Source organism: Pseudalkalibacillus sp. R45, from assembly GCF_052246725.1.
In the GTDB taxonomy this organism is placed as follows: Bacteria; Bacillota; Bacilli; order Bacillales; family Fictibacillaceae; genus Pseudalkalibacillus.
This window is the reverse complement of the sequence record NZ_JBQQCL010000001.1, coordinates 1-18943: the sequence shown is the minus strand read 5'-3', so window position 1 is coordinate 18943 and position 18943 is coordinate 1. Positions and strand designations below refer to the sequence as shown.

Genomic DNA, 18943 nt, shown 5'->3' with positions numbered 1-18943 from the left:
TTGAACTGGATTCAAGCGTTATTTTATTGAAGATTTGTTGATTTAGGAGGTCGCAAAAAATGCGTATTGGTGTACCAAGAGAAATTAAAAATAATGAAAACCGTGTGGCAATGACACCTGCTGGAGTAGTCAATCTGACAACATCCGGGCATGAGGTTTTCATTGAAAAAGATGCAGGACTTGGATCAGGTTTTACAAATGAACAGTACCTCGAAGCTGGAGCAGTGATCGTAGATACTGCAACAGAAGCTTGGAGTATGGAAATGGTGATGAAGGTTAAAGAACCATTACAGGAAGAATACCAATATTTCCGCGAAGGACTTATTTTATTTACATATTTACATTTAGCTGCTGAACCTGAATTGACAAAAGCGCTGATTGAAAATAAAGTGGTTGGTATTGCGTATGAAACGGTACAGCTTCCAAACCGGAGTCTCCCATTGTTGACACCAATGAGTGAGGTAGCTGGAAGAATGGCTACACAAATCGGTGCCTCTTTTCTGGAAAAACCTCATGGGGGAATGGGGATCCTGCTTGGGGGAGTCCCTGGAGTGCGCAGAGGAAAGGTAACGGTCATTGGTGGAGGAGTTGCAGGGACGAATGCAGCAAAGATTGCTGTAGGTCTAGGTGCTAGTGTAACTGTCATCGACTTGAATCCAGAGCGTCTTCGCCAGTTGGATGATATTTTCGGCTCTGATATCAATACCTTGATGTCTAACCCATTGAACATCGCCGAGGCAGTAGTGGATTCAGATCTTGTCATTGGTGCTGTGCTGATTCCTGGTGCTAAAGCGCCTAAACTGGTTACAGAAGAAATGATCCAGTCAATGAGAAAGGGATCGGTTCTTGTAGATGTGGCAATCGACCAGGGCGGTATTTTTGAAACAACAGATCGCATTACAACACATGATAATCCAACGTATGAAAAACACGGAGTTGTCCATTATGCTGTTGCAAACATGCCAGGTGCGGTTCCGCGTACTTCTACAATTGCATTGACGAACGTCACAGTCCCATATGCATTACAAATTGCAGATAAGGGCTATGTGAAAGCATGCAGTGATAATGAAGCGCTCCTTAAAGGAATTAACACACTCGACGGTTATGTTACTTATGAGGCAGTATCACAAGCACACGGATTGGAATATAACGATGTAAGAGAAATGCTCACAAATAAAAGATAGATCGAAATGACCTGAGACTGGCACTGTTGTGTCAGTCTTTTTGAGTTTACCTTTCATTAATTTTGTTATCTGTTTGGTTGCAAAATTCACTTCCTTTCTGTGGGCGCCCCGCGAGCCTCTTTACTTGCACAGGATCTCAACACAAAAATGAAGTCATTTTCGTGTCTACGATGAGAATTCTTAGAAGCTTTCCTTCTGCTGACTTCGACGTTCACCATAGGTGTGGTGGTATTTAGTCGAAGTTCATTATTATAGTCGAAGATCCTTTTAAAACAGCGGGGTCTCGCCAGGCTCGATTTTCCCGCAGGAGTGTTGCGAATTTCGCTCAATACCATCCTCTATAAGAAATCAAACATTTACAATGCCAAATCCTTTTAATTCGAATTCGGATGTGTAAAATGAAGGGTGAAACGGGTACAAAATTGATAGGATCCTTGTCTTTTGGTTTCTGTTAGAAGGAAACGGAAAGACTGAAGGAGAAGGAATTAAACAGATACTAAAATATGAAAGAGGAGAGATCTTGAATGAAAGTAACGTATTATGGACATTCAGTAGTCGCTATTGAAACAAACGGAAAATCGATTTGGATTGATCCTTTCATTACAGGCAATGATCAATGTCATATCACAGCGGATGAGGTAAAAGCTGATGTGATCTTACTTACTCATGGTCACAACGATCATGTAGGAGATACAGTAGATATTGCAAAGCGGAACAATGCTTTGGTCGTAGCGCCATTTGAATTGGCGAATTATCTAGGTACAAAAGATGTGGAAACCCATCCGATGCATATCGGCGGGGCCTATCAATTTGATTTCGGAAAAGTGAAGTTAACGCAAGCTTTTCATGGTTCAAGCTATGCCGAAGAGGATGGTACGGTCATTTATACAGGAATGCCAGCAGGAATCCTCTTTACTGCAGAAGATAAAACAGTTTACCATGCCGGTGATACAGCACTGTTTTCAGATATGAAATTAATTGGTGATCAGAACTACATCAATCTAGCTTTCTTGCCAATCGGGGACAATTTCACGATGGGACCAGAAGATGCTTCCATTGCTGCAAGCTGGTTGAAGGCGAATTATGTCGTACCGGTTCATTACAATACGTTCCCTGTGATTGAACAAGATCCTGAAGCGTTTGTAAATGAGTTGGAAGGTAAAAAAGGACAAGTACTTAAATCAGGAGAATCCATCGAACTTTAATACACGTCTTCTTCTTTCTTAAAAGGGGGCTGCATAGGTTAAATATAAGGACATCCCTCATGTAAAGGAAGGAGAACGATTAATGAAGAATAGGCTGATTTTATCGTTGTTGAGTGCCCTTGCACTTGTTTACTTTGCTGTGCCTTATCTACCTGAGATCGGGACAGGATTAGGCGGATGGTTTTCTGGGGTTTGGTTATTCTTTGCTTTGCTCGTAATCGGCGGAAATTTTTCTGCATTGCTGTTCCAAAAATATCCGCAGGAATCAAAACAAACGATAACACTAAGGCGCCCGATAAAAGAACGTAAGAGAATCAGGCAGCATTGATGTAAAGGAATCCCCTTAGTATAATAGGAAAGACTTAGCAATTTGCAGAGATCGGTTTTTAGAAAGATTGGTGAAATGATGTCAACAAAACATGAACAAATATTAGAGTATATTGAAACACTGGAAATCGGCAGTAAAATTTCTGTCAGACAAATTGCAAAAGCTCTTTCTGTTAGTGAGGGTACTGCCTACAGGGCAATAAAAGATGCAGAAAACCAGGGGACGGTCAGCACGATAGAGCGTGTCGGCACGATCCGTATTGAAAAAAAACGAAAAGAAAATATCGAGAAGCTGACCTATGCAGAAGTCGTCAATGTTGTCGATGGACAAGTTCTTGGCGGGAAAAAGGGTCTGCATAAGACGCTGAACAAATTCGTCATCGGTGCGATGAAGCTTGAGGCGATGATGCGTTATGTAGACCCTGACAGCTTGCTGATCGTTGGAAACCGTACAAAAGCTCATGCGCTTGGTTTGAAAGCGGGAGCGGCTGTCCTGATTACAGGTGGCTTTGATACTGATGAAACGGTTATGAAACTGGCGGATGAATTAGAACTTCCCGTCATTTCAACGAGTTATGACACATTTACGGTAGCGACGATGATCAATCGTGCTATTTATGACCAATTAATCAAAAAGGAGATCGTCCTCGTCAGTGACATTACCATTCCGGTTGAACAGACCAATTATCTGGTCAATGATGAGAAGGTTACGAAATGGTATGAGTTAAATAAAGAAACAAACCACAGCCGATATCCTGTAGTGGATAAGAAGAATCGGATCGTGGGTATCGTGACTTCCAAAGATATCATTGGTAAGAACAACGATTTGCCGATTGAAAAGGTGATGACAAAAAATCCGATCACTGTCAGTGCGACGACATCTGTTGCAAACGCAGCCCATATGATGATTTGGGAAGGCATCGAGCTTTTGCCGGTTGTGGATTCCCAACAAACGCTGCAAGGGATCATCAGCAGGCAGGATGTGTTGAAGGCGTTGCAAATGATTCAAAAACAACCGCAGATCGGGGAAACATTTGATGACTTGATTACAAGTAATGTCCGTGATAATGAAAATGAACAAGATGTGTTTTTTACCTGTGAAGTCACTCCACAAATGACGAATTATTTAGGGACATTATCTTATGGCGTGATGACAACATTGGTTTCCGAGGTTGGGAGCCGGGCTTTGCGAAAGAAGAAGAAGGGTGACCTTGTTGTAGAAAATATCACTTTGTACTTCTTAAAGCCTGTACAAATCGATAGTAAGATTACGATCCGGCCAAAGATCCTTGAACTAAGCAGACGATACGGGAAAGTCGACGTCGAAATCTACCATGAAGGGGAAGTAGTTGGAAAAGCTCTCATGATGGCACAACTTATCGAACGCCACCTTTAATGAACCTCACTATTTTATAATCAAAGAGTAAATATGAATAAAATGAGGCTGTCCAATAGGTGTAAAACACCTATTGGACAGCCTCCAAATAATCGATTAATTGGATTGTTCTCTTTCCTCTACAGCAAGAGGAAGGAAGTACTTATATGCTTTATATCCCATGAATGCATTGATCAAACCTAAAACCAAAAACACACCGCCGATGACCAGATCATATGTAGATTCATTGATGAACAAACGGTTTAGTCCGAATATTCCTATGAAAACACCAAGAGCGATGTTTGCCTTCGATTTTGTCCATTTCTTCTCATAAGGAGCCTTTACGCGGAACTCTTTGATTTTATAGAATATATAAAGGCTGATTGATAAAACGATAATGATGATGAATACAGGCATGATAATCCTCCAATACAGTTGAATCATTCGAGTACCATTGTATAGAAAAAAGGATATAAAATCTATACTTTGTAGTTATCTAAAGTGAACATTAGGTTACAGTTAAAGGAGTCCGTAATGAAAGAACAAATCATACAGAAGATCAAAGAATATGAAAAAATCATCATCCACCGTCATGTGCGTCCAGATCCGGATGCTCTTGGTTCACAAGGTGGATTATCTGAAGTTCTAAAATCTACCTTCCCAGACAAATCGATATCTGTCGTAGGCGAAGAAGAAGAATCCCTGAAATTCATGATTGAAATGGACACTATTCCAGATAGCGTTTATGAAGGTGCACTCGTCATCATTTGTGACACTGCGAATCAAGCGCGGATAAGTGATCAACGATACTCTTCCGGAGATTTCATCATTAAAATCGATCACCACCCAAATGAAGATCGGTATGGCGATCTGATCTGGGTCGATACAGATGCAAGCAGTGTAAGTGAAATGATTTATGAGTTTTACTTATATGGTAAGGAGAAACACCAGTTCAAGATATCTGATGAAGGTGCTGGACTGCTTTATGCAGGAATCGTAGGAGATACGGGGCGTTTCTTGTTCCCGAATACGACTGAGAAAACGATGAAATATGCCGGGGAATTAAGGAATTATGAATTCGATATCTCTGCAGTCTACGATGAGATGTATAAAGTGAAATTGAGTTTAGCACGATTAAATGGTCATGTCTTATCCAATTTTAAATATATCGATCCTGGTGTAGGTTACATGTACTTGACGCGAGAAGTGATGGAGAAATTCAATACGACCCCGAATGAATCATCTTTACTTGTTAATTCATTCTCAAATGTTGAGGGGCTTATGACCTGGGTGTTCTTTGTGGAGGAACCTGATCAATTTCGTGTTAGACTTCGCTCAAAGGGCCCCATCGTCAACACGATTGCAGCCAAATATAATGGCGGAGGGCATCCAATGGCTTCGGGAGCTACCGTCTACACAATCGAAGAAACTGAACAGATCATCCAGGATCTCGTTGAAGCTTGTCGTGCATTTAAATCAAAATAGGCTTTATTCCCTTTTTCCGAAATTCACTCCCTTTTCGCGGGCAAACGAAAAGCGGAAGCAACCCGATTAGTCACGAAGGTTACTTGATGACTGACGAGGAGACTATACTCAAATACTCGGTTCTGAGTAGGCGTACACATCGAACAGCAGAAAGTTTGATATGATTCCAATTGGTTGGTCGGGTGAACTGGACAACACTTGCTGCAATCACTTACTTCTGGAAAGTTATACGATCCCTTAACGGACACAGGAGACCTTATTTGACCAAAACAGTAGGGTTTTAATAACCTAACGGACACCAGGTACCTTATTTGGTAAATATTATAGAAAATCAGCTGTTTTGTTCACAAATAACGGCTGTGGTGTCCGTTAAAATTCAAAAACAGCGAATTTGTCCCAAATAACGGCTCTGATGTCCGTTAACCGGAAGCTTGGCTGTTAGTTTCACTTGGCTCGCTTATCCCGCAGGAGGGTAGCGAAATTAGTTTTAATAAGATTTTCTTTCTCACATTAATTGTAATCACCCCTCACACAAAAAATAATAGCCCCAGTTCCTTTATTGAAAAAGGTGGGGCTATGTTTTCATTACATTATGATTGTTGTTGTTTGGCTGGGATGAACCAGGAACCAATTTCTGTCACGTCCTCTACAAATTCGATATTGAGCTCTGTCGCTTGCTTTTTGATCAGTTCTGCAACTTCTTTCGTTTCAGCAAATGCTGAATATCCGTTTTTCAACTTTTCGACTTTCGCTTTCGCCATTTCTTTTCGATTGATGATCATACACAATCCCCCTAAACACGTTTATTCCTATTTATATTGTATACGATGTGCATGTACTTTGCTAATGATGAAACTCAAATGTCTCACAATTGTCAAAAAACAAGCCTATTTTACCTGTTCGATTTTCAAATATAAACGTAATGTTGTATAAAGATGCATTTGATAGACTTTTACATTATACTCTTCTTTTCCAATCAGAAAGTTTTTGTTTTCAAGCGTCCGGATCAATAAATTAGCGTTTTGACCGACTGATTCAATATCTTTTGTCAACACGTCATGGAGCTCTGTTTTCACCGCATTTTCAAGCTCGATTAAATGTAGTCCTTTCAATCCTGCTTGTTCCCGGTTTAAAAAACTGACTTTGATTTCTTGAATCCGAAGCTTTTTTTCATTTTCTTTATTTTTTTCTTCATAATCTTGCTTGAAATGTTTAAATTCATCGTTCAAGCCTCTAATCTCTTCATCCCTTCGATCGATCTCAGTCATGTAAAAATCCTGCAATCCCCCGTAACTCAAAAGAAAAAAGAACCATCCAATGATAAAACCGATCACAATGCCGGCAAAAAAACGTTGGTAACCTTTACGACGATGGAGGGGAGGAATTCTCATCTTCTAATCCTCCTGTGTAATCCATTGAATAATCACTCCGCCTGAATTTGCTCCAAGAAGAGCGGAGACGATATAGAGGATTTGCTTGATGACTTCTATCCAAGCTTCACTTTCAAACCCTCTTTCAAAATTATCAATTGTATCGAAAGTCCCGCCGATTGCAGCGACGATCGCCCATATTTTCAAGCTTTTGGATAATTGTGTCATAGAAAGAAACGGTGGTTTTCCTGTCAACATCATTCCGATCGCCCCGACCAAGCACCCACCTAATATGATTCCAAAGGCTATACAGTAATAAATGATAGTCGTTGAAACAAACTCTCTAACCAAGCAGACCCCACCTTTAACTTGTGAATCTGATATACCCTCTCAATTTATAAGTATGGACAACCACAAATAAGTATGCTTCATTTCATGTTGTTACTGTCTTGTATATAATGAAAATAGGAAAAGGAAGAAGGGAGTGACTTAAATGGGATTTGTTCATTTGCATGTACATAGTGAATACTCATTGTTAGAAAGTGCATGCAGGATCGACAGGTTGACTGACCGTGCAAAAGAATATTCGATGCCTGCGTTAGCACTTACTGATCGAAATGTCATGTATGGCATACTCCCGTTCTATAAATCTTGTAAGGAAAAAGGAATAAAACCGATTCTTGGCCTGGAAGTCGATATTCATTATGCTGCCGACGAGAATTCATCTCCAGCCAAGCTTCTGTTATATGCAAAAGATGATATCGGTTATCGTCAATTGATCAAAATAAGTTCCATGCTCCAGACATATAAGGGGAAAGAGCAGTCAGCACTTGGACTGTCTGATATCCATAGGTTCAGGGATGGGCTTCTTGCTATATCAACCGGGGTGAACGGGATTATCCAGCGCTTTCTCCAGACTGACATGCAGATCGCTGAACAGATGTGCAACAAAATGAAGAAGTCCTTCGCTGATGATTTTTATTTAGGGATAGAAGATCACGGAATTGGAAGGGAAAAAGAGCTCAATCTGAATGTCAATCAACTTTCAAAGCGAACTGATACTCCGATTGTTGCAACGAATAATATTCATTACATAAACCAGGTCGATGCGAATGCGTTTGAGGCATTGCGCGCCATAAAGCTTGGTACGAAATTGACCGATGGAGAGCATGAACGATATCCGACGAATGAGCACTATTTCAAATCCAGCTCGGAGATGGAAGCACATTTTGCTCATATCCAGGAAGCGATTCAAAACACAGAAGAGATTGCTTCCAAATGTAATGTTACCCTGGAATTTGGGAATCCGATCCTACCGCATTATCCATTGCCTTCAGATGAGACAAGCAGTTCCTATTTGAGAAAACTTTGTGAAGATGGTGTCAGAGAACGGTATGGTACCAATCTATCTTCTGAAGTGAACAACCGCCTGGATTACGAATTGAACATTATTGAGGAAATGGGTTTCAATGATTATTTCTTGATCGTATGGGATTTCATGAAGTTTGCCAGGGAAAATGGAATTATGACAGGACCTGGACGGGGTTCGGCAGCGGGCTCACTTGTGTCTTACGTGTTATATATTACCCAAGTCGACCCGATCGACCAGGAACTCCTTTTTGAGCGTTTTTTGAATCCCGAACGAGTGACAATGCCTGATATTGACATTGACTTTCCTGATACACGTAGAGACGAAGTCATCGAATATGTTTCGAATAAATATGGGAAAGAGCGCGTGGCGCAGATCATTACGTTCGGTACCTTGGCTGCAAAAGCAGCTGTAAGGGATGTCGGGCGTGTATTGAATCTCGATAATCGCCTCGTCGATAAGGTTGCTAAACAAATCCCTTCAAGACCGGGAATTACATTGGAAAAAGCGGTCAACGAGTCTCCATTGCTTAAAAAGACGCTTGATCAATCTGAAGAAGCTCGGACTTTATGGAATATCTCAAAGACGATTGAAGGACTTCCGAGACACTCATCAACACATGCAGCAGGAATCATCATCAGCAGAGATCCTCTCAATGAGGTGGTGCCCACACAGACAGGAAGCGAATTCCTCGATCTAACACAATATACGATGGATGGTTTGGAAGAAATCGGACTCCTTAAAATGGACTTTCTAGGTCTTCGTAATTTGACTTTGTTAGAAAATATCAGAACCTCGATTAAGAGAAGTATTGGAGAGGAAGTGTTACTCCATGACCTTCCGTTTGATGACGACAGGACATATCAGCTATTAAGCAAAGGTGATACAACAGGAATTTTCCAGTTGGAATCTGACGGAATGAGGAAGGTTTTACGAAAGCTGAAGCCAACAGAATTTGAGGACATCGTCGCAGTCAATGCTTTATATAGACCAGGTCCGATGGAAAACATCCCTGCCTACATCGAGCGTAAGCATAAAAAGACTAAGGTAAACTACCCGCATCCTGATCTGGAGCAGATTTTAGGCAAAACTTACGGAGTCATTGTTTATCAGGAACAAATCATGCAGATTGCTTCGACTATGGCAGGATTTTCTCTAGGTGAAGCTGATTTGTTAAGAAGGGCAGTAAGTAAGAAAAAAGCAGAAGTGCTCCATGAACAGAGGAAGCATTTCGTAACTGGGGCGATTCGTAAAGGGTATGACGCAGATACCGCAAATGACATTTACGATTTGATCGTCAGGTTTGCTAATTATGGGTTCAACCGTTCCCATGCTGTGGCGTACAGTGTTATCGCTTATCAATTGGCTTATTTGAAAGCGAATTATCCGTTGCACTTCCTTGCTGAACTGTTGAGTAGTTCTGTTGGAAATCATGGGAAAACAGCAGCTTATCTAAGTGAGGCACGCCAAAAAGGGATCCAGGTATATCCGCCTTCAATCAATGCAAGTGATGCAGGCTTCAAGGTCGAGGACAATGGCTTACGGATGGGTTTCCTTGTTATTAAAAATGTGGGTATCAGAGCAATCGAAGCGATATTGAATGAACGGCATAAAGGACCTTACCTAGATATTTTCGACTTGTGTAAAAGGGTATCTCTGAAAACAATGAATAAACGATCGTTGGAATCACTGATCCTTGCGGGGTGTTTCGATGGGTTTTCAACCAATCGGGCTCAGCTACTGGCAAACCTGGATGCTGCCATCGATTATGGTGCAAAAATCCAAAAGGCGAAGGATGAAGGTCAAATCGATCTATTCGAAAATGATCAAAGTTCTGATAAACCTGTGATGGAAGACGTTCCACCGTTTCAAGATAAGGAAACCCTGCAGTTCGAGTTTGAAGTGCTAGGCTTTTATTTGACTGGACATCCTTTAGAAGAGTTTAATCAGGTCCTCGACGTTTACAAACGCAGTAAAATTGGCGACATTGATAACAAGGAGCAGCAGATTCGATTAGGTGTCTTGATCACAAAAGCAAAATTGATCAAAACCAAAAAAGGAGATTGGATGGCGTTTGTCCAGTTGAGTGACGAAACAGGAGAAATCGAAGGGATCGTTTTCCCGAAAGCTTATCAGCAAAATGCTGATTTATATCAAGAGGGAAGACTTCTTCTAGTCGAAGGGAAAGTAGAACCGTCTGATGGGTTGAAGATCATCATTGACAAAGCAGCTGATCTTCAAACACTCTCGAAATCAAATGATAAGAAAACTCAGAGTCTATTCCTTAAGGTTGAACCATCCCAACAAGAACAAGGGGTACTCCATGATATTAAAAAAATCGTACTCCAATATCCGGGAAACACCGATGTTATTTTGTATTACGGACAGGACAGAAAAACTGTAAAATTATCCAAGGAGTTCAGTGTTGACCCTATTCGGGAATGTGTTGTAAAGTTTGAAGCGTTGCTTGGAACGAAAAATGTTGTTTTAAAATAACCCGTTAATTCTTTACAGCTTGACCAGGTTTGTTATAATGAATAGGTCAATAGGTGGTCTGACCACTTCGGTTTATATGATTATACAAATGTTTAGCAGTGTAAAAACAACTTTGTTCTGTTTATTTTTCACTTAAAGAAAGAATAAAATACTTTCTTCAGTATAAGAGAAACTAAGGCTCAGCCTGCACCAAGGCTTGGCTTTACCAAGTTTTCTTTAAGGCGCATTTTATGCTTCAATAGACGTAGCTATTATTTAAAAATAAGGCTTTGTTATACTTAATTGTTAATATCGGGAGTTACAAATTTCGCTTCAATCAAACTTAGTCAGAAATCACCAGTATTATTTAACAAAGCTAAAGAATAAGGGAGATGAACTTATGTCTGTTTCTCGAGAAGAAGCACTGCATATGCACAGAATCAACCAAGGTAAACTAGAATCCAAAGCAAAAGTACCAGTGAGAAATGCGACTGATTTGAGTCTTGCTTATTCTCCTGGTGTCGCAGAACCTTGCAAGGATATTTATGAAGATAAAAACAGAGTCTATGAATATACGATGAAAGGGAATACTGTTGCTGTGGTTTCTGATGGAACAGCAGTATTGGGACTCGGCAATATCGGTCCCGAAGCAGCACTCCCTGTCATGGAAGGTAAGGCTGTTCTATTCAAAAGCTTCGCTGGGGTAGACGCTTTCCCGATTTGTCTTAATACGAATGATGTCGATCAGATTGTACAGACAGTCAAATTGCTTGAACCGACTTTCGGTGGGGTCAATCTGGAAGATATCGCTGCGCCAAACTGTTTCATAATTGAAGAACGTTTGAAAAAAGAAACGAACATTCCGATTTTCCATGATGATCAACACGGTACCGCAATCGTAACGCTGGCTGGGTTGGTGAATGCCCTTAAATTGACTGGAAAGTCGATGTCTTCAATCAAAGTCGTAGTAAATGGTGCTGGTTCTGCTGGAATCGCCATCATCAAGCTTCTGAATAGATTCGGTGTCAAAGACATCATCATGTGCGACTCTAAAGGTGCGATTTATGAAGGACGTCCTTATGGGATGAACCGGGTCAAAGCAGAGGTTGCTCACTTTACGAACCGACAGCAAGTAGAAGGATCGTTAGAAGAAGCGGTCAAAGGAATGGACGTCTTTATCGGTGTATCTGTTGAAGGTGCATTGACGCCTGACATGGTGAAAACCATGAACGATGATCCGATCATCTTTGCTATGGCGAACCCGGTCCCTGAAATCATGCCGGGTGAAGCGAAGGAAGCCGGTGCAAAAGTGATTGGAACAGGCCGCTCTGACTTTGCCAACCAGGTAAATAACGTTCTTGCTTTCCCTGGGATTTTCCGTGGAGCCCTTGATACCCGTGCTACACATATCAACGAAGAAATGAAGATCGCAGCCGTTTATGCCATTGCTGATCTTATTCAACCGACTGAGTTAGCAGATGATTATGTCATTCCGGCACCTTTCGATCCGAGAGTTGCCCCTGCGGTGGCGGCTTCAGTGGCAAAAGCCGCAATGGAAACAGGTGTTGCCCGAATCGAGGTCGATCCTGAGGAAATTGCAGCAAAGACCCGCCGTTTAGCTCTGATCGATGAAAAATAAACCAGCCTCTGTAAAGTAGGTGCCTTATTAATGACCAAACCTCGTGAAAAGATGTTCGTAGAGATTTTAAATAAGCTGAAAACGATCATGTTTGATGACCGGCTTCAACCAGGGGACAAGCTGCCTTCAGAAAGAGAATTGTCAGAAAGGCTCAACGTTGGGAGATCCTCTGTCCGTGAAGCATTGAGGGCGATGGAATTATTAGGGTTGATTGAAACACGTAGAGGTGAAGGGACATTTATTAAAGAACCAAGGAAGCATCGCCTTGTCGAGGTGCTTGCTTCCTTTATCTTGAATGATAAGACAGCAAGGAAGGAACTCGCAGAAACAAGAAACCTCATCGAGAAAAATGCAATCGTACTTGCTGCTGAGCGAAGGACGAATGAACAAGTTTTGAAATTACAGGCTCAGCTTGAACGTATGGAGAAATACGATACAAAAGAAGTCCCTTCTCCCATGGATTGGGACTTCTTCAAAATTATTTTTGATGCAGCGCAAAATTTTTTGCTGTACCGGCTATGGGTAGAATTAAATGAATACGATGATACAGGTTCTACTCGGGATCACACCTATTGTTTAACCGACTACCGGTACATTACTTCGTTGATCCAGGCCGGGGTGGAAGAAACGCAGTTAGCTTCCATTCAAAGATTTCAGCAGTGATAAATAAGAATACTTAGTTCTTGTACCATAGCCACCCAGCGCGTTTTGATATTACTTCACGCTAGAACGGCTGTAATGGTGCTTGTGATTTTTTACATTTAAAGAAAGTATGCAAATACTTTCTTCAATATAAGTGCTACTAAGGCTCAGCCATCGCCAAAGGCTTGGCTTTGTCAAGTTTTCTTTATATAGCGTTTTATGGAGGTGCAACAACTTGTTAAAAGACTTGTTTGCCAAAAAAAGAAAATATGCAACGATCCCATCTGATCGAGTAAAGCAAGATGTTCCTGAAGGATTGATGACCAAATGTCCGGTTTGTAAATCCATTATGACGACAAAGGAACTTAATAAAGCTCATAAAGTGTGTGTATCATGTGATCATCATTTCCGGATGACTGCAAAAGAACGCATCAACCTGATCATTGATCAAGGTACGTTTAAAGAAATCAATCAAGAAATGCAAACAGAAAACCCGTTGAACTTTCCGAACTATTTGGAAACGATTGAAAAAGACCAGAAGAAAACAGGAATCAATGAAGCGGTTGTGACCGGAAAAGGGGACATAGATGGTCATTCCATCGTTTTCGCGGTGATGGACGCACACTTCAGGATGGGAAGCATGGGTTCAGTTGTAGGTGAAAAAATTACAAGGGCAATTGAAGTAGCTACTGATGAGCAAAAGCCTTTCATTATTTTTACCGCATCTGGTGGAGCTAGAATGCAAGAAGGTGTCCTAAGCCTAATGCAAATGGCAAAAACAAGTGTTGCATTGAAACGTCATCATGAAGAAGGGTTATTATTTATTTCTGTTATGACTCACCCTACTACAGGGGGCGTTTCTGCAAGTTTTGCATCTGTAGGGGATTATAATTTCGCTGAACCCCAAGCATTGATAGGATTCGCCGGCCGTAGGATCATTGAGCAGACAATCAGGCAAGAGCTGCCGGAGGATTTCCAAACAGCTGAATTTCTAATGAAACACGGTCAGTTGGATGCCGTAATACATCGAACAAAAATGAAAGCGACACTTGCAAATGTATTAGATATTCACGAAGGAGGTGAAGAGTGATGGTAGGAGAATTAGAGTTTGAACGTCCAGCAAAGGAATTGCGGAGTAAAATAGCTGAACTGAAGAGGTTCATGGATGAAAAAGGCATTGATCTCAGTGATGAACTTCAACGATTGGAAGAACGGCTGGAGAAAGTGGAGAAGGAAATATATGGTAACATGACCCCTTGGGATCGCGTCCAGTTGGCACGTCATCCGGAAAGACCGACAACATTAGATTACATCACCACTCTCTTCACGGATTTTCTTGAGCTTCATGGTGATCGGTTATACGGTGATGATGAAGCAATTGTAGGAGGGATTGCGAAATTCCATGGTAATCCTGTGACTGTAATTGGTCATCAGCGTGGAAAGGATACGAAAGAGAACCTTCGCAGGAATTTTGGAATGCCTCATCCGGAGGGATATCGAAAAGCATTACGTTTGATGAAACAGGCAGAGAAATTTAACCGTCCGATTGTTTGTCTTCTTGATACAAAAGGTGCATACCCAGGTATGTCAGCAGAGGAACGAGGACAAAGTGAAGCGATTGCCCGCAACCTTGTGGAAATGGCAGGATTGAAGGTGCCTGTCGTTTGCATCGTTATTGGTGAAGGTGCTAGCGGTGGAGCGCTTGCGATTGGGGTAGGAAATCATGTGCACATGCTCGAAAACTCATGGTACTCTGTGATTTCACCTGAAGGAGCAGCAGCTTTATTGTGGAAAGATTCCACCCAAGCCAAAAGGGCTGCTGACGCGATGAAAATCACGGCACCTGACCTGCTTGACATGGGTATCATCGATGAAATGATTCCTGAGGTTGAAGGAGGAGCTCATCGAGATCTAGACACACAGGCTTCACACATAGAAGAAGTACTTAAAGCGTCACTCGATGAATTATCCAACATGACCAGTGAGGAACTAGTCGCTCATCGTTATGAAAAATACAAAAAAATCGGACAATATACCTTTGAAAGCGATTCCATCAGCGTAAAATAAAGAAAGTGCTTTTCCTGTAACGGGGAAGCACTTTTTCTGTTGGATGCTTGTCTATTGTCTTCCATTTTGGAACATGATATTTTAAGAACACAACAAACACAACTATTGGTCGAGGTGAAAGATATGAAGCGGATTGGAGTATTGACAAGCGGAGGAGACAGCCCAGGTATGAATGCAGCTGTACGAGCTGTTGTACGGGAAGCAATATATCAAAAAATAGAAGTGTATGGGATTTATCATGGTTATGCCGGATTGATCGAAGGCAATATCGAAAAGATGGAGCTTGGCTCTGTTGGTGATATCATTCATAGAGGCGGAACGATGCTTTATTCCGCAAGATGTGAAGAATTCAAGACGCACGAAGGGCAAATGAAAGGTGTCAAACAACTTGAGAAATTCGGGATTGATGGTCTTGTCGTTATCGGTGGTGACGGCTCCTATCGTGGTGCCCAAAAATTGACGGAGCATGGTTTCCCGACAATTACATTACCAGGAACGATCGATAATGATATCCCAGGGACGGATTATACGATCGGTTTTGATACTGCGTTGAACACTGCTATTGATGCGATTGATAAAATTCGTGATACCGCTACGTCCCATGAGAGGACTTATGTCATCGAGGTAATGGGACGTAACGCTGGAGATATCGCTCTTTGGTCAGGACTTGCTGGTGGAGCTGAATCAATTTTGATTCCTGAGGAAGACTTTAAAATGGAAGAGATCACTGACAGGTTACGCCGAGGACATGACCGTGGGAAAAAGCATAGCATCATTGTCGTTGCAGAGGGTGTAGGCAGTGGTGTCGATATTGCCAATCAAATCAAGGAAGCTACGAACTATGAGACTAGAGTCACCGTTTTAGGTCATATCCAACGGGGAGGTTCTCCAACTGCCTTCGATCGTGTGTTAGCCAGCAGGCTTGGAGCTAAAGCGGTCCAGATGCTAATTGACGGGGAAGCTGGAAAAGCAGTTGGGATTCAAAAGAATAAAATCGTTGCACATGACATAAATGATGTTCTGTCTCAATCCCACAAAATCGATAACGAGATGTACCAGCTCTCTCAAGAGCTTTCGATATAAAGGTTTCCGGAAAAAGATTTGCCCTTTCTTACATTTAAAGAAAGTATAAATACTTTCTTCAATATAAGGGCAACTAAGGCTCGGCCTGCGCTAAAGCTTGGCTGTGCCAAGTTTTCCTTAGAACCTTATAGAAGAGTTAATTTCAAGGAGGAACATGATGAGAAATACCAAGATTGTTTGTACCATAGGACCAGCAAGTGAAACGATAGAAACATTGACATCACTGATCAATGCAGGGATGAACGTAGCACGACTGAATTTTTCACATGGGGATTTTGACGAACACGGTGCTCGTATCAAAAATATCCGTCAGGCAGCTGAAAAGACTGGTAAAACAGTAGCAATTCTACTTGATACAAAAGGACCGGAAATTCGAACGGGCACATTGGAAAATGGAGAAGTTGATTTGAAAGCTGGACAAGACCTTATCGTATCCATGGAAGAGGTTTCTGGAGATGATACGAAGATTTCAGTCACTTATCCAGGCTTAGTGGATGATGTCAAGGTTGGTTCAACGATTCTGCTTGATGATGGTCTTATTGAACTTGAAGTCACAAAAGTAGAAAACAACCAGCTCCAAACGCGTGTATTGAACAGCGGTACATTGAAAAACAAAAAAGGTGTCAATGTCCCGAACGTTTCCGTCAATCTACCTGGTATCACAGATAAGGATGCACGTGATATCGAGTTTGGAATCCGTCAAGGAGTCGATTTCATCGCGGCATCTTTCGTACGACGGGCATCGGACGTATTAGAAATCCGTGAAATCCTTGAACGTCATAATGCCGAGCATATCCAGATCATCCCAAAAATCGAAAACCAAGAAGGCGTCGATAATATCAACGAAATTCTTGAAGTTTCTGATGGTTTGATGGTAGCTCGTGGAGATCTAGGTGTTGAAATCCCTGCAGAGGAAGTCCCTCTCGTCCAAAAAGAGCTGATTCGTAAGTGCAACGATAAAGGGAAGCCTGTTATTACAGCAACTCAAATGCTTGACTCCATGCAGCGAAATCCGCGTCCTACACGTGCTGAAGCGAGTGACGTCGCGAATGCGATCTTTGATGGAACAGATGCGATCATGCTATCAGGTGAAACAGCTGCAGGCCTTTATCCGATTGAATCTGTTCAAACGATGCATAAGATTGCAATGAAAGCAGAAACTGCGATGAATCATGCAGATATTCTTCATTCTAGAAGCAAATCAAGCAAGTTGACTATTACGGATGCGATCAGTCAATCTGTTTCTCACACAGCCTACAATCTGAATATCTCTGCGATCATTGCTCCGACTGAAAGTGGCCATACTGCACGTATGATTTCAAAATACCGTCCTGAAGCTGCGATCATTGCGGTGACGAGCTCAGAAGTGGTATGCCGAAGAATGTCCCTCGTATGGGGAATTACACCTCAGCTTAGCGAGGAAGCGAGATCGACAGACGAACTATTGGAAATTGCAGTCAACGCTTCACTCAAATCCGGCATTGTCAATCACGGGGACCTTGTCCTTATCACAGCAGGTGTTCCTGTTGGAGAAACAGGGACAACCAATTTGATGAAGGTCCATGTAGTTGGAGATGTCATTGCAAAAGGGCAAGGGATCGGACAAAGTTCTGTTGCAGGGAAGGTTGTAGTCGCAAACAATGCAGAAGATGCATCTGCAAAAATCAATGATGGGGATATCCTTGTCACAATCGGTACGGATCGTGAAATGATGCCGGCATTGAAAAAAGCTGCTGCAATCATAACCGAAGAAGGTGGATTGACAAGCCATGCGGCTGTAGTTGGATTAAGTCTTGGAGTTCCTGTCATCGTAGGAGTCGAGAACGCAACTAAAATGCTAAAGGATGGCCAGGATATAACAGTGGATGGCTCACGCGGTGTAGTCTACAGCGGTAAGACAAGTGTGCTATAAGTCGTAATTTCCGATATAATGGAAGTAACACCGTTCTGAAGGGGCGAGCCTATGTTTCGAATTCTCATATTATTGCTCATCATCGTACCTGCAATGGAAATAGGTATTTTGATCTGGTCTGGAAATACAATTGGGGTACCGATTACGATCCTACTCATTATCGCGACAGGTATCATTGGTGCATGGCTGGCCAAAAAAGAAGGCATGCAAACGCTGAGATTGGCACAAATCCAATTGCAGAATGCGCAAATACCGAATGACGTCATTTTAGATGGCATCTGTATCCTGGTAGGGGGCTCCTTGTTGTTGACCCCGGGTTTCATTACGGATACTGTAGGATTTTTATTGTTGATCCCTTATACCCGAACGTTCGTTAAAATCGGGATGAGACGATTCATTCAAAAGAAAATTGACTCAGGTCAATTTACCTTCACTATCCGGCGATAACTAAAAAAACTGGGCTGACTAAATGTGAAGTCAGTCCAGTTTTTTAAATTACGCTGTTTTCGCAAACTTTGATGCTCTTGCACTTAAAGAAAGTATAAAATACTTTCTTCAGTATAAGGGCAACTAAGGCTCGACCTACAAAAGGCTTGGTCTCGCCAAGTTTTCTTTAAAAGTGGTTGATTTCCGCTCCAGGATGCTCGCTTTCCGCGGGGCGTGCGGTGAGCCCACTCGTCGCCTTGCGACCTCAGGAGTCTCCTTTTCAAGGAAGCATTTGTGCTCCTACGTCTACAAGAAAGTCCTGTCGAAGCGAGCTTCCTCGTCGCATGCCTTGCGAGGAGATTATTCAGGTAGTAGGCACGCTGA

Annotated in this window: 17 protein-coding genes; 13 read left to right on the top strand and 4 right to left on the bottom strand. The window is 41.9% G+C overall.

What is annotated here, in order from left to right:
* Window positions 1-59 precede the first annotated feature (59 nt).
* From ald to ACTWQL_RS00070, 4 genes are all read left to right on the top strand, one after another.
* Window positions 60-1184 carry an alanine dehydrogenase gene (gene ald / locus ACTWQL_RS00085; RefSeq protein WP_443140421.1) on the top strand — a complete coding sequence of 375 codons (1125 nt, stop codon included), beginning with the start codon at window positions 60-62 and terminating at the stop codon, window positions 1182-1184.
* Between the two features lie 524 nt (window positions 1185-1708).
* Window positions 1709-2389, top strand: coding sequence for a metal-dependent hydrolase (locus ACTWQL_RS00080; RefSeq protein WP_443140420.1), 681 nt, complete (start codon window positions 1709-1711; stop codon window positions 2387-2389).
* Window positions 2390-2471: 82 nt separating this feature from the next.
* On the top strand, window positions 2472-2717 hold the full coding sequence (locus ACTWQL_RS00075; RefSeq protein ID WP_443140419.1) for a hypothetical protein: 246 nt from the start codon (window positions 2472-2474) through the stop codon (window positions 2715-2717).
* Between the two features lie 78 nt (window positions 2718-2795).
* Window positions 2796-4112, top strand: a complete 1317-nt coding sequence (locus ACTWQL_RS00070; RefSeq protein WP_443140418.1) for a DRTGG domain-containing protein — start codon at window positions 2796-2798, stop codon at window positions 4110-4112.
* Between the two features lie 96 nt (window positions 4113-4208).
* On the opposite strand, the gene ACTWQL_RS00065 is transcribed toward ACTWQL_RS00070, so the two are convergent.
* Window positions 4209-4508 (bottom strand): YtpI family protein, encoded by a 300-nt coding sequence (locus ACTWQL_RS00065; protein WP_443140417.1) that lies wholly within the window; start codon window positions 4506-4508, stop codon window positions 4209-4211.
* A gap of 117 nt (window positions 4509-4625) precedes the next feature.
* Between ACTWQL_RS00065 and ACTWQL_RS00060 the strand changes: the two genes are divergently transcribed.
* Complete coding sequence (locus ACTWQL_RS00060) at window positions 4626-5576, top strand: DHH family phosphoesterase (protein ID WP_443140416.1); 951 nt, start codon at window positions 4626-4628, stop codon at window positions 5574-5576.
* A 590-nt stretch (window positions 5577-6166) separates the two neighbouring features.
* Here ACTWQL_RS00060 and ACTWQL_RS00055 read toward each other — a convergent pair.
* From ACTWQL_RS00055 to ACTWQL_RS00045, 3 genes are all read right to left on the bottom strand, one after another.
* Window positions 6167-6358, bottom strand: coding sequence for a hypothetical protein (locus ACTWQL_RS00055; RefSeq protein ID WP_221566382.1), 192 nt, complete (start codon window positions 6356-6358; stop codon window positions 6167-6169).
* 105 nt (window positions 6359-6463) lie between these two features.
* Window positions 6464-6967, bottom strand: a complete 504-nt coding sequence (ytrI, locus tag ACTWQL_RS00050; RefSeq protein ID WP_443140415.1) for a sporulation membrane protein YtrI — start codon at window positions 6965-6967, stop codon at window positions 6464-6466.
* Between the two features lie 3 nt (window positions 6968-6970).
* Entirely contained in the window at window positions 6971-7297 is a 327-nt protein-coding gene (locus ACTWQL_RS00045) for a YtrH family sporulation protein (RefSeq protein ID WP_260412276.1), read from the bottom strand.
* Window positions 7298-7439: 142 nt separating this feature from the next.
* Between ACTWQL_RS00045 and ACTWQL_RS00040 the strand changes: the two genes are divergently transcribed.
* The 8 genes from ACTWQL_RS00040 to ACTWQL_RS00005 all read left to right on the top strand — a co-directional run bounded on the left by ACTWQL_RS00040 (window position 7440) and on the right by ACTWQL_RS00005 (window position 18580).
* Window positions 7440-10811 carry a DNA polymerase III subunit alpha gene (locus tag ACTWQL_RS00040; RefSeq protein ID WP_443140414.1) on the top strand — a complete coding sequence of 1124 codons (3372 nt, stop codon included), beginning with the start codon at window positions 7440-7442 and terminating at the stop codon, window positions 10809-10811.
* Between the two features lie 379 nt (window positions 10812-11190).
* Window positions 11191-12429 (top strand): NAD(P)-dependent malic enzyme, encoded by a 1239-nt coding sequence (locus ACTWQL_RS00035; RefSeq protein WP_443140413.1) that lies wholly within the window; start codon window positions 11191-11193, stop codon window positions 12427-12429.
* 30 nt (window positions 12430-12459) lie between these two features.
* Window positions 12460-13092: a FadR/GntR family transcriptional regulator gene (locus ACTWQL_RS00030; RefSeq protein WP_443140412.1), complete on the top strand. Its 633-nt coding sequence runs from the start codon at window positions 12460-12462 to the stop codon at window positions 13090-13092.
* A 214-nt stretch (window positions 13093-13306) separates the two neighbouring features.
* Entirely contained in the window at window positions 13307-14161 is an 855-nt protein-coding gene (gene accD / locus ACTWQL_RS00025) for an acetyl-CoA carboxylase, carboxyltransferase subunit beta (protein WP_443140411.1), read from the top strand.
* The gene (accA, locus tag ACTWQL_RS00020; protein ID WP_443140410.1) at window positions 14161-15138 is read left to right on the top strand and encodes an acetyl-CoA carboxylase carboxyl transferase subunit alpha; all 978 of its coding nucleotides are present in this window, start codon (window positions 14161-14163) and stop codon (window positions 15136-15138) included. The genes accD and accA overlap by 1 nt, the downstream gene beginning before the upstream one ends.
* 123 nt (window positions 15139-15261) lie before the next feature.
* On the top strand, window positions 15262-16221 hold the full coding sequence (pfkA, locus tag ACTWQL_RS00015) for a 6-phosphofructokinase (protein ID WP_443141426.1): 960 nt from the start codon (window positions 15262-15264) through the stop codon (window positions 16219-16221).
* A 157-nt stretch (window positions 16222-16378) separates the two neighbouring features.
* Complete coding sequence (gene pyk, locus ACTWQL_RS00010) at window positions 16379-18133, top strand: pyruvate kinase (RefSeq protein WP_443140409.1); 1755 nt, start codon at window positions 16379-16381, stop codon at window positions 18131-18133.
* Window positions 18134-18184: 51 nt separating this feature from the next.
* The gene (locus ACTWQL_RS00005; RefSeq protein WP_443140408.1) at window positions 18185-18580 is read left to right on the top strand and encodes an FxsA family protein; all 396 of its coding nucleotides are present in this window, start codon (window positions 18185-18187) and stop codon (window positions 18578-18580) included.
* Window positions 18581-18943 lie beyond the last annotated feature (363 nt).